Annotated in this window: 12 protein-coding genes; 9 read left to right on the top strand and 3 right to left on the bottom strand. The window is 73.1% G+C overall.

The genetic code is table 11. The annotated features are described in order from the left end of the window. The first annotated feature begins 249 nt into the window (after positions 1 to 249). Both ABCR83_RS31385 and ABCR83_RS31380 read left to right on the top strand, forming a co-directional pair. Complete coding sequence (locus tag ABCR83_RS31385) at positions 250 to 1095, top strand: GNAT family N-acetyltransferase (RefSeq protein WP_462698655.1); 846 nt, start codon at positions 250 to 252, stop codon at positions 1093 to 1095. 74 nt (positions 1096 to 1169) lie between these two features. Beyond that, positions 1170 to 1703 (top strand): GNAT family N-acetyltransferase, encoded by a 534-nt coding sequence (locus ABCR83_RS31380; protein ID WP_462698654.1) that lies wholly within the window; start codon positions 1170 to 1172, stop codon positions 1701 to 1703. A gap of 41 nt (positions 1704 to 1744) precedes the next feature. Here ABCR83_RS31380 and ABCR83_RS31375 read toward each other — a convergent pair whose 3' ends face one another. Genes ABCR83_RS31375 through ABCR83_RS31365 form a run of 3 tightly spaced genes read right to left on the bottom strand, consistent with a single transcriptional unit; the run spans position 1745 to position 3687 of the window. Continuing rightward, entirely contained in the window at positions 1745 to 2683 is a 939-nt protein-coding gene (locus ABCR83_RS31375; protein WP_462698653.1) for an aminoglycoside phosphotransferase family protein, read from the bottom strand. 42 nt (positions 2684 to 2725) lie between these two features. Then, positions 2726 to 3190: a ferritin-like domain-containing protein gene (locus ABCR83_RS31370; protein ID WP_462698652.1), complete on the bottom strand. Its 465-nt coding sequence runs from the start codon at positions 3188 to 3190 to the stop codon at positions 2726 to 2728. Then, positions 3187 to 3687: a hypothetical protein gene (locus tag ABCR83_RS31365; protein ID WP_462698651.1), complete on the bottom strand. Its 501-nt coding sequence runs from the start codon at positions 3685 to 3687 to the stop codon at positions 3187 to 3189. The genes ABCR83_RS31370 and ABCR83_RS31365 overlap by 4 nt, the downstream gene beginning before the upstream one ends. Before the next feature lie 181 nt (positions 3688 to 3868). Between ABCR83_RS31365 and rimP the strand changes: the two genes are divergently transcribed. The 7 genes from rimP (at position 3869) to truB (ending at position 10895) form a co-directional block, all read left to right on the top strand. Continuing rightward, complete coding sequence (gene rimP / locus ABCR83_RS31360; protein ID WP_462698650.1) at positions 3869 to 4396, top strand: ribosome maturation factor RimP; 528 nt, start codon at positions 3869 to 3871, stop codon at positions 4394 to 4396. A gap of 2 nt (positions 4397 to 4398) precedes the next feature. Further along, positions 4399 to 5391, top strand: coding sequence for a transcription termination factor NusA (gene nusA / locus ABCR83_RS31355; protein ID WP_462698649.1), 993 nt, complete (start codon positions 4399 to 4401; stop codon positions 5389 to 5391). 181 nt (positions 5392 to 5572) lie between these two features. Then, complete coding sequence (locus tag ABCR83_RS31350; protein ID WP_462698648.1) at positions 5573 to 5908, top strand: YlxR family protein; 336 nt, start codon at positions 5573 to 5575, stop codon at positions 5906 to 5908. 128 nt (positions 5909 to 6036) lie between these two features. After that, positions 6037 to 9090, top strand: a complete 3054-nt coding sequence (gene infB, locus ABCR83_RS31345; RefSeq protein ID WP_462698647.1) for a translation initiation factor IF-2 — start codon at positions 6037 to 6039, stop codon at positions 9088 to 9090. A 134-nt stretch (positions 9091 to 9224) separates the two neighbouring features. Further along, the gene (locus ABCR83_RS31340; protein ID WP_462698646.1) at positions 9225 to 9521 is read left to right on the top strand and encodes a DUF503 domain-containing protein; all 297 of its coding nucleotides are present in this window, start codon (positions 9225 to 9227) and stop codon (positions 9519 to 9521) included. Between the two features lie 22 nt (positions 9522 to 9543). Beyond that, a complete protein-coding gene (gene rbfA, locus ABCR83_RS31335; RefSeq protein WP_462698645.1) occupies positions 9544 to 9993 on the top strand; it encodes a 30S ribosome-binding factor RbfA in 450 nt (149 codons plus the stop codon). Continuing rightward, the gene (gene truB / locus ABCR83_RS31330) at positions 9993 to 10895 is read left to right on the top strand and encodes a tRNA pseudouridine(55) synthase TruB (protein WP_462698644.1); all 903 of its coding nucleotides are present in this window, start codon (positions 9993 to 9995) and stop codon (positions 10893 to 10895) included. The genes rbfA and truB overlap by 1 nt, the downstream gene beginning before the upstream one ends. The last annotated feature ends 152 nt before the right edge of the window (positions 10896 to 11047 follow it).

Here is an 11047-nt window from a genome sequence, read left to right as displayed (position 1 = left end):
AAGCCCTGATCCTCGCCGAGCAGATGGAACAGGCCGGCGTCCCCTCCGGAACGCCGACCGTCATCGCCGCCGGCGAGGGCTGAGCCGCCGTCGGCTGACGCACCCCGGCGCATGGCCGTGCTCCGCCCGCCGCGGCGGAGCACGGCCATATCCCCTGCGCGCAGGGGGTACCAGCGGGAACCGGGAGGTACAGTGCCAAGACCTGTTCTCCTTTGGCCTCCGGCCCGCGACGGTGAGGCAACCCGACACGTGTTGACGACGACCACCACCAAGGTCCTGGAGCCCGCCGAACTCGACGCCGCCCTCGCGGTCCTCGACCGCGAGCCCGTCGCCAACGCCTTTGTCACCGCCCGCGTCCGCATCGCCGGACTCGACCCCTGGCGGCTCGGCGGCGAGATGTGGGGCTGGTACGCGGGCGGACGCCTGGAGTCGCTCTGCTATGCCGGAGCCAACCTCGTCCCCATCTGCGCGGGTCCCGAGGCCGTACGGGCGTTCGCCGACCGCGCCCGCCGGGCCGGCCGCCGCTGCTCGTCCATCGTCGGCCCCGCCCCCTCCACCGCCGCCCTCTGGTCCCACCTCGAACCCCACTGGGGCCCCGCCCGCGAAGTCCGCCCGCACCAGCCGCTGATGATCACCCGGTCGATGCCCGTGGGCATCGAGCCCGACCCGCTCGTCCGCCGGGTCCGCAAGGACGAGATGGAGGTCGTCCTTCCGGCCTGTGTGGCGATGTTCACCGAGGAGGTCGGCATCTCGCCGCTCGCCGGTGACGGCGGACTCCTCTACCAGGCACGCATCGCCGAACTCATCGGCTCCGGCCGCTCGTTCGCCCGCTTCGAGAACGGACGTGTCGTCTTCAAAGCGGAGATCGGCGCCGCCACCGACCGGGCCTGCCAGATCCAGGGCGTCTGGGTCGCCCCGGAACACCGCGGCCGAGGCCTGTCCGTCACCGGCATGGCCGCCGTGCTGCGCTACGCCCTGCGCGAGGTCGCCCCGGTCGCCAGCCTCTATGTCAACGACTACAACGCCGCCGCCCGCGCCGCCTACCGCAAGGTGGGCTTCGAGGAGGTCGGCGCGTTTATGAGCGTGCTCTTCTGAGCCGTTCCGGCGCTCCCCCGGCCAACGCCGGGAGGTGCCCCCGGGCACGATGCCCCGCCCGGTAGCCTCCCGGCATGGATGACATCGTGGTCGGGCCGCTCGACCTCGCCGCACGGGTGGACGATGCGCTGGCCGTGCAGGCGCTCGCCTTCGGGCTCACCGCGGAGGAGGTCGGCGTCCGGCGTCATATCGTGCTCCGGCACTTCACCAGCCCCGGCGCCCGCGCCCTTGGCGCGACAACGGACACCGGACGGCTCGTCGGCTTCGTCTATGGGATGCCCAACGACCGTACGCACTGGTGGTCCACCGTCGTCGAGCCGTATCTGCGGGCCACCGGGTGCGAGGACTGGCTCGACGACTCCTTTGTCATCACCGAGCTGCACGTCCACCCCGCCTACCAGAACCGGCGGATCGGCCGGTCCCTGATCACCGCCATCACCGCGGACGCCCTGGAACCCCGCTCGATCCTCTCCGCCATCGACACCGAGAGCCCGGCCCGGGCCCTCTACCGCAAGCTGGGCTACCGGGACTTGGCCCGGCAGGTGGTCTTCCCCAGTGCGGCCAGCCCCTATGCGGTGATGGGGGCGGAACTGCCGCTGCTGCGCTGACGGTCCGGACGATTGCCAGTGCCTCATCGCTCCCGCCCCGCTCAGCACAACCCCGCGAACTCCAGCAGCAGTTCACCCGCCGGTCGGGCGCCGAGCGACAGCTCGCGCACACCCGCCGCCACCGCCCGGAAGACCGCCCAGCCGCGCAGCCGCTCACGGTCGACGTCCAGCGAATCCGCCAGCTTCGCCACCCGCCGCCGCGCCGCGGCCGCCGCACCGGGCGCGGCCAGCAGGGTGTCCAGCCGGTCGCGGACCGGCCAGGCCAGGTCGTACGCCCGCTCGCCCACCAGCGGGCGCGGCCCCACGGCCAGCCAGGGCGTGCGGTCGCCCGCCAGCACCTTGCCCTGGTGGTAGGCGCCGTGCAGCAGACTCGGCGGCTCGGCGGAGGGAGGGCCGGCGGCCAGCGCGTCCCGCAGCTCCAGCGCCTCGTCGATCAGCGCCCGCAGCTCCGCCGCCCAGGGCTCGTCCCGGCACCCGCGCAGGGTGCCGGCCAGCGCGGCCGAGTGCTCGGCCACCGTCGGGAAGCCGGGCTCGTCGGGGGGCCGCACCCACAGCCGCTGCAGGGTCGCCGAGGCCTCCAGAACGGCCTTGGGTTCCGGCAGCGACCGCAGGTTCACCTCACCGTGCAGCCGCTCCAGCAGCAGCGCACCCGCCTGCGGCTCGGCACGCAGCGGCCGTACCGCGCTCATGCCGTTCCAGTGCGCGAGCGCGGCGTGCTCCAGCGCGGCCGGGCCGCCCGGCAGGGTGAGCTTGAGCGCGGCCGCGGCGCCGTCGGACCGCCGGACCAGGACGACCATGCTGCCGCGCCCGCCCGGTGTCTGTACCCGGTCGGGTGTCAGCTCCCAACGCTCCAGGTACTCCCGGGCGGTGGCCGGCAGTGTCGCGAGCCACTGCCGCCCGGCGTCCCCGTGGACCGGGTCCGAACTCAGGGCGCGAACCAGCCGCTCCGGCGGTTCGAGGCGGTCGTTCGCATTGGCCATCCCCGCGCTGTCCCTTTCCTTCTCGCCCTACGTTCTTGCAGGTCACCGCCGTACCGCCGGACCGCTCGGCGAGGGGCTCGGCCCGGCCGCGGCGGCCCGTTCGGCGAGCCCAGGGAAGGCTACGCTGCCGTCCCGCCAGCGCGCCGCCCGCACTGCCGCCTCGCGCAGCGCGGCCGCCGCCTCGCCGCGCAGCGCACCGGTGGCGGCGCGCACCAGGTCGGCGTAGACGCCGGCGACCCGGCTCTCCAGCTCCGCCGCCAACCGCACCGCGGCGTCCGCGTCCGGCACCGGGAACGGCAGCTCATATCCGGCGGCCGCCGCCTCGGGCCGGCCGCCCAGGTCCCGTACGGTGCGGGCCAGCGCATCGCGCCGGGCCCGGTGCGCGTCATACGCCGCGCGCGCCTCCCTGGCATGCGCCTCGTCCACCCGCCCGCCGACCACCCCGTAGCCGTACACGGCGGCGTGCTCGGCCGCGAGCGCCGCCTGGGCCGCCGTCAGCGCGGTCATGGGTTGCCTCCCAGCAGCTGGGCATGGGCCGCGCCCGCCGCCGCGACCGAGGCGAGGAGCCGGGCGAGCTCGGGCGGGGCGGATCCCAGCGCGGCGGTACGGGCGTCGGTGGTGCGCCGCTCGGCGTCGGCCAGGGCGGCGAGCGCCGCCTGCTCGTCATCGGGGACGCGGACCGGGGCCGTGGAAGCGGAAGACGCAGAAGACGGGGTCGCGGTGGCGCCGAATGCCTCGGAGTGCAGGGCGACTTCGGACCGCAGCGGCCGCAGCCTGGGGGCGAGCCCGGGGTGCGCGGCGAGGGTCGCGTCATAGCGCTCCAGCAGCGCCGCCGACTCGCGCCCGGCGCGGGCGCGCAGCTCCCGCTCGGCCGAGGCACGGGCATCGGCCCCGGCATCCCGGCCGGCGGAGCAGCCGGAGAGCAGCAGGGCCGCCGCACCCCCGGCCAGCACCCTGCGTCTGCGCGGGCCTTCGGCGCCTCGCGTCGTCGTGGTGAGCGGCACGATCCTCTTTCCGCCGGGCCTGTAGTGATCACGGCCATGATCACCGCACGCGAGCGTACCGGTGCGCGGTGAGGTGCTCGGGGACGAGCCACCGAATCGTCAGCCGGCTGCCGGAACAGATAGGCTTTGACCTGACACGCGACTTTCCCACAACAGCACACGCGGCCGAGGAGTCACCCGGATGAGCACCACCCAGAGCGAGCGGCTGCGCGAGCTGCTCGCCCCTCTCGTCAGCGCGCGGGAGCTGGATCTGGAAGAGGTCGAAGTGACACCGGCCGGCAAGCGCCGGGTGCTGCGCGTCGTGGTGGATTCCGACGAGGGCGTCCAGCTGGACGAGTGCGCCGAGCTGAGCCGCGAGGTCTCCGAGAAGCTCGACGAGACGGACGCCATGGGCGGCGCCCCGTACGTCCTGGAGGTCACCTCCCCCGGCGCGGACCGCCCGTTGACCCTCCACCGCCACTATGTCCGGGCCACCGGGCGGCTGATCAAGGTCCGGCTCACCGAGGGCGGCGAGCTGGTCGCACGGATCACGGCCGTGGACGACGAGGGGCTCGACCTCGAGGTGCCGGGCGTCAAGGGCCGCAGGCCCACCTCCCGCCGGCTGGCGTTCGGCGAGATCGCCAAGGCCCGGGTGGAGATCGAATTCAACCGCAAGTCGGTTCAAGAGGCCGCGAAGCCCGTGGACGACGAGAGCCAAGAGGAGGCGTAGCCGTGGACATCGACATGAGTGCCCTGCGGGGTCTGGTGCGAGAGAAGGAGATCTCCTTCGACCTGCTGGTCGAGGCGATCGAGTCGGCCCTCCTCATCGCCTACCACCGCACCGAGGGAAGCCGCCGCCGGGCCCGGGTGGTGCTGGACCGCGACACCGGCCATGTGACGGTCTGGGCCAAGGAGGACCCGCAGGACCTCGAGGAGGGCGCGGAGCCCCGCGAGTTCGACGACACCCCGTCCGGCTTCGGCCGGATCGCCGCGACCACCGCCAAGCAGGTCATCCTCCAGCGTCTGCGGGACGCCGAGGACGAGATCACTTTCGGTGAGTTCGCGGGCCGTGAGGGCGATGTCGTCGCGGGCATCGTCCAGCAGGGCAAGGACCCCAAGAACGTCCTGGTCGACATCGGCAGGCTGGAGGCCATCCTGCCGGTGCAGGAACAGGTGCCCGGCGAGGAGTACACGCACGGCACCCGCATCCGCACCTATGTGGTGCGGGTGGCCAAGGGCGTGCGCGGCCCGTCGGTGACCCTCTCGCGCACCCACCCCAACCTGGTGAAGAAGCTCTTCGCCATGGAGGTCCCGGAGATCGCCGACGGCTCGGTGGAGATCGCGGCGATCGCCCGCGAGGCCGGCCACCGCACCAAGATCGCCGTCCGGTCCACCCGTTCCGGCCTCAACGCCAAGGGTGCCTGCATCGGCCCGATGGGCGGCCGGGTCCGCGCGGTGATGGCCGAGCTGCACGGCGAGAAGATCGACATCGTCGACTGGTCGGACGACCCGGCCGAGCTGGTGGCGCACGCCCTGTCCCCCGCGCGGGTGAGCAAGGTCGAGGTCGTGGACCTCGCCGCGCGCTCGGCCCGGGTGACCGTCCCCGACTACCAGCTCTCCCTGGCCATCGGCAAAGAGGGGCAGAACGCCCGCCTCGCCGCCCGGCTCACCGGCTGGCGGATCGACATCCGCCCGGACACCCCGCAGCCCGCCACGGCGTCCTAGCGGAAGCGGCGGAAGCACGCACGGCGCGCGGCAGCGTCCGGGGGCGCGCAAAAGCCGCCCCCGCCGGGCCCGCCCGGCCGTATCACGGCCGGTCCCGGGCCCGGGAGCATGGTCAAAACGGATGCGCGGCCGATCTGTCCCCCGAAGGGGTGGGGTTGGCGCAGGGAGGTAGACTTAAGCAGTGTCTGGCCGGACGCATGCCCGCGTATGCCCTGAACGCACCTGTGTGGGGTGCCGGGAGCGAGCGGCCAAGGGCGATCTGCTGCGGATCGTGCTGATCGAGGGCGCCTGTGTCCCCGATCCTCGCGGTACGCTGCCCGGCCGGGGTGCCTCTGTGCACCCCACACTCGTCTGCCTCGAGCAGGCGGTCCGCCGTCGGGCGTTCCCCAGGGCCTTCAAAAGCCCGGGACCGTTTGACATCGCGGAGCTGCGTCGATACGTCGAACGTGTCGAGCGGCAACAGTTCGGCCCCGCACCCGCGGGGAATGGCCCCACCGTAAGAAGAACGCACGGGTAACCGTGCGGTCAGGTACCTCGCGAGTTGGAAGTAGGTCGAGATTGCGATGAGCACTCGATGAGTACGCGATGAGTACGCCCATGAAGTAGCGACGGTCCGGATGACAAACCGGACCTAGAAGGAGCGAAGTGGCTAAGGTCCGGGTATACGAACTCGCCAAGGAGTTCGGAGTGGAGAGCAAGGTCGTCATGGCCAAGCTCCAAGAACTTGGTGAATTCGTCCGTTCGGCGTCCTCGACGATCGAGGCGCCGGTCGTCCGCAAACTGACTGATGCGCTGCAGGGACCCGGTGGCAACGCCGGCAAGTCCGCTGCCAAGCCCGCGGCGCCGCGCAAGGCCGCGGCCCCGAAGCCGGGCGCGCCCACTCCGGGCGCCCCGCGCCCCGCCGCCCCGGCGCCCAAGCCGGCCGCGGCTTCCCCCACCCCCAAGCCCGCCGCCGCGGCGCCGGCTCCCGGCCCGCGTCCCGGCCCCAAGCCCGGCCCGGCGGCTCCGGCCAAGCCGGCCTCGGTCACCCCGGTGCCCGCCGCCGAGTTCTCCGCGCCCCCGGCGCAGCCCTCGACTCCGTCCGCCCCGCGCCCCGGCGCCACCCCCGGTCCGCGTCCGGGTGCCCGTCCGGGTCCGGCCGGGCAGCGTGACGGCGGCCGTCCCGAGCGTGCCCCGCGTCCCGGCCAGGGCCAGGGCGGTTCGCGTCCGGGTACCCGTCCGGCCGGTCCGCGCCCGGGCAACAACCCCTTCACCTCCGGTGGCTCCACCGGCATGGCCCGCCCGCAGGCCCCGCGCCCGGGCGGCGCGCAGCGTCCCGGCGGCGGCCACGGCGGTCCCGGCGCCCCGCGTCCGCAGGGCGGCCCCGGTGGCGCGCCCCGTCCGCAGGGCCAGGGTTCCCGCCCGACGCCCGGCGGCATGCCCCGTCCGCAGGCTCCCGGTGGCGCTCAGCGCTCTGCCGGCGGCCCTGGTGGCGCCCCCTCCGGCAACCGCCCGAACCCGGGCATGATGCCGCAGCGCCCGGCCGCCGGCCCGCGTCCGGGCCCCGGCGGCGGTGGCCGTGGTCCCGGTGGCGCCGGTCGTCCCGGTGGCGGTGCCGGTCGTCCGGGCTTCGCCGGTCGTCCGGCCGGTCCGGGCGGCGGCGGTCGTCCCGGTGGTGGTGGCGGTGGCTTCGCCGGCCGTCCCGGTGGCGGTGGCCCCGGTGGCGGCGGTGGCTTCGGCGGCGGTCGTCCCGGCTTCGGTGGCCGTCCCGGCGGCCCGGGTGCCCGTGGTGGCACACAGGGTGCCTTCGGCCGTCCCGGCGGTCCGGCCCGTCGTGGCCGCAAGTCCAAGCGCCAGCGGCGTCAGGAGTACGAGGCCATGCAGGCCCCGTCCGTCGGCGGCGTGATGCTGCCGCGCGGCAACGGCGAGAGCATCCGGCTCTCCCGTGGTGCCTCCCTCACCGACTTCGCGGAGAAGATCGGCGCCAACCCGGCGTCGCTCGTCGCCGTGATGATGAACCTCGGCGAGATGGTCACCGCGACCCAGTCGGTGTCCGACGAGACGCTGACGCTCCTCGGCGACGAGATGAACTACCAGGTTCAGATCGTCAGCCCGGAGGAGGAGGACCGCGAGCTCCTCGAGTCGTTCTCCATCGAGTTCGGTGAGAACGAGGGCGGCGAGGAAATGCTCGTCTCCCGTCCGCCGGTGGTGACCGTCATGGGTCACGTCGATCACGGTAAGACCCGACTGCTGGACGCGATCCGCAAGACGAACGTCGTCGCGGGCGAGGCCGGCGGTATCACGCAGCACATCGGTGCGTACCAGGTTGCCACCGAGGTCAACGGTGAAGAGCGCGCGATCACCTTCATCGACACCCCGGGTCACGAGGCGTTCACCGCCATGCGTGCCCGTGGTGCCAAGTCGACCGACATCGCGATCCTCGTGGTGGCGGCCAACGACGGTGTGATGCCGCAGACGATCGAGGCCCTGAACCACGCCAAGGCGGCCGATGTGCCGATCGTGGTCGCGGTCAACAAGATCGACGTCGAGGGCGCCGACCCGACCAAGGTGCGCGGCCAGCTCACCGAGTTCGGCCTGGTGGCCGAGGAGTACGGCGGCGACACCATGTTCGTCGACATCTCCGCCAAGCAGGGCCTGCACATCGACAGCCTGCTGGAGGCCGTGGTCCTCACCGCGGACGCCTCGCTCGACCTGCGCGCCAACGCGGAGCAGGACGCGCAGGGCATCGCGATCGAGGCCCACCTCGACCGCGGCCGCGGCGCCGTGGCCACCGTCCTCGTCCAGCGCGGTACCCTCCGCGTCGGCGACACGATGGTCGCCGGTGACGCCTACGGCCGGGTCCGCGCGATGCTCGACGACAAGGGCCAGAACGTCGAGGAGGCGGGTCCCTCGACCCCCGTCCTCGTCCTGGGTCTGACCAACGTCCCGGGCGCCGGCGACAACTTCCTCGTCGTCGACGAGGACCGCACGGCCCGCCAGATCGCCGAGAAGCGCGCCGCGCGCGAGCGCAACGCCGCCTTCGCCAAGCGCACCCGCCGGGTGTCCCTCGAGGACCTCGACAAGGTGCTCAAGGCCGGTCTGGTGCAGGACCTCAACATCATCATCAAGGGCGACGCGTCCGGTTCGGTGGAGGCTCTCGAGTCCTCGCTGCTCCAGCTCGACGTCGGCGAAGAGGTCGAGATCCGGATCCTGCACCGCGGTGTAGGTGCGGTCACCGAGTCGGACATCAACCTGGCGACCGGCTCCGACGCGATCGTCATCGGCTTCAACGTCCGCGCCGAGGGCCGTGCCACGCAGATGGCCGAGCGCGAGGGCGTCGACGTCCGGTACTACTCGGTCATCTACCAGGCGATCGAGGAGATCGAGGCGGCCCTCAAGGGCATGCTGAAGCCGGAGTACGAAGAGGTCGAGCTGGGCACGGCGGAGATCCGCGAGATCTTCCGCTCGTCCAAGCTGGGCAACATCGCGGGTGTCCTCATCCGCTCCGGCGAGGTCAAGCGCAACACCAAGGCGCGCCTCATCCGGGACGGCAAGGTGGTCGCGGAGGACCTCACCATCGTCGGTCTGCGCCGCTTCAAGGACGACGTCACCGAGATCCGCGAGGGCTTCGAGGGTGGTATCAACCTCGGAAACTTCAACGACATCAAGGTCGACGACGTCATTGCGACGTACGAGATGCGGGAGAAGCCCCGCGGCTGATCCGCACAGAGCGACTGGGGCCGGTCGGCGGGAGAATTTCCGTCGATCGGCCCCGGCCGTTGCGTGTACGGTTCGAATGAGCCGTACGAATCACGGACACCGAAGGCCCCACGGGTGGCATGAACCCGCACTGCATGTACGTAGGGACGCTGTCCTTTGACCTGCTCCTCGGCGACATACGGTCGCTGAAGGAGAAGCGCTCCGTCGTCCGCCCGATCGTCGCCGAGCTGCACCGCAAATTCGCGGTGAGCGTGGCGGAGGTCGGTGACCAGGACCTGTACCGCCGGGCCGTGATCGGCCTGGCGGCGGTCTCCGGGGACGCGGGGCACCTCACCGACCTACTGGACCGCTGCGAGCGCTGGGTCGCCGCACGTCCTGAAGTGGACCTGCTGTCGGTACGGCGGCGGTTCCACGGCGAGCACGACGACTGAACACCAAGAAGGAGACGGACCAGTGGCCGACAATGCGCGGGCGAAGAAGCTGGCGGACCTCATCCGGGAGGTGGTCGCCCAGAAGCTGCAGCGCGGAATCAAGGACCCGCGCCTCGGCACGCATGTGACCATCACGGACACCCGGGTCACCGGCGACCTGCGGGAGGCGACGGTCTTCTACACGGTCTACGGCGACGACGAGGAGCGGGCCAGCGCGGCCGCCGGACTGGAGAGCGCCAAGGGCCTGCTGCGTTCCGCGGTCGGCAAGGCCGCGGGCACCAAGTTCACTCCCACCCTGGCCTTTGTGCCGGACGCGCTGCCGGAGAACGCCCGGACCATCGAGGACCTCCTCGACCGGGCGCGCTCCTCGGACGCCAAGGTGCGCGAGGTGTCCTCCGGCGCGGCATACGCCGGTGACGCGGACCCGTACCGCAAGCCGGGCGACGAGCACGACGAGGACGCCACCTCCTGATGAACCGCACGTCCAGCACGCCGGACGGCCTGGTCATCGTCGACAAGCCGGCCGGCTTCACCTCGCACGACGTCGTCGCCAAGATGCGCGGCATCGCGCGCACCCGGCGCGTGGGCCACGCGGGGACGCTCGACCCGATGGCGACCGGGGTGCTCGTCCTCGGCGTCGAGCGGGCCACCAAGCTGCTCGGGCACCTCGCGCTGACCGAGAAGGAGTATGTGGCCACCATCCGGCTCGGGCAGAACACCGTGACCGACGACGCGGAGGGGGAGATCACCTCCGCCACCGACGCCACCGGGGTCACCCGGGAGGCGATCGACGCGGGCGTGGCCAAGCTCACCGGTGCCATCATGCAGGTCCCGTCCAAGGTCAGCGCGATCAAGATAGACGGCGTGCGTTCCTACAAGCGGGCGCGCGAGGGCGAGGACTTCGAGATCCCCGCCCGCCCGGTGACGGTCTCCTCCTTCACCGTGCACGCCGTGCACCCGGCCGAGGCCGAGGACGGTACCCCGGTGCAGGACCTGCTGGTCTCCGTCGTCTGCTCGTCCGGTACCTATGTGCGCGCCCTGGCGCGCGACCTCGGTGCCGACACCGGCGTCGGCGGCCACCTCACGGCGCTGCGGCGCACCCGGGTCGGCCCCTACCGGGTCGGCGAGGCGCGCACCCTCGACCAGCTCCAGCAGGAGCTCACCGTGCTGCCGGTCGCGGAGGCGGCCGCCGCGGCCTTCCAGCGCTGGGAGGTGACCGCGGAACAGGCACGACTGCTGGGCAATGGCGTCCGGATCCGGGTGCCGCTCTTCGACACCCCCGGACCGATCGCCGTCTTCGGCCCGGACGGCGCCTTCCTGGCCCTGATCGAGAACCAGGGCGGCCGGGCCAAGAGCCTCGCGGTCTTCGGCTGACCGCCGTCCGGACCACCGTCGGGGGGGGGGGGGGGGGGGGGGGGCGGGCGCGCCCCCCCCCCCCCCCCCCCCCCCCCCCCCCCCCCGCCCCCCCGGCCCGCCCGCCCCCCCCCCCCCCCGCGCGCCCCGCCCCCCCCCCCCCCCCCCCCCCC

Source organism: Streptomyces xingningensis, from assembly GCF_054957865.1.
The sequence above is the reverse complement of the archived record's forward strand: the minus strand, read 5'-3'. Positions and strand labels throughout refer to the sequence as shown.

What these genes read in the sequence shown, in the direction of transcription:
- ABCR83_RS31380 (WP_462698654.1), top strand. Translation starts at nt 1,170, where the DNA reads ATGGATGACATCGTGGTCGGGCCGCTCGACCTCGCCGCACGGGTGGAC.
- ABCR83_RS31375 (WP_462698653.1), bottom strand. Translation starts at nt 2,683, where the DNA reads ATGGCCAATGCGAACGACCGCCTCGAACCGCCGGAGCGGCTGGTTCGC.
- ABCR83_RS31370 (WP_462698652.1), bottom strand. Translation starts at nt 3,190, where the DNA reads ATGACCGCGCTGACGGCGGCCCAGGCGGCGCTCGCGGCCGAGCACGCC.
- rimP (WP_462698650.1), top strand. Translation starts at nt 3,869, where the DNA reads ATGAGCACCACCCAGAGCGAGCGGCTGCGCGAGCTGCTCGCCCCTCTC.
- ABCR83_RS31340 (WP_462698646.1), top strand. Translation starts at nt 9,225, where the DNA reads ATGTACGTAGGGACGCTGTCCTTTGACCTGCTCCTCGGCGACATACGG.
- truB (WP_462698644.1), top strand. Translation starts at nt 9,993, where the DNA reads ATGAACCGCACGTCCAGCACGCCGGACGGCCTGGTCATCGTCGACAAG.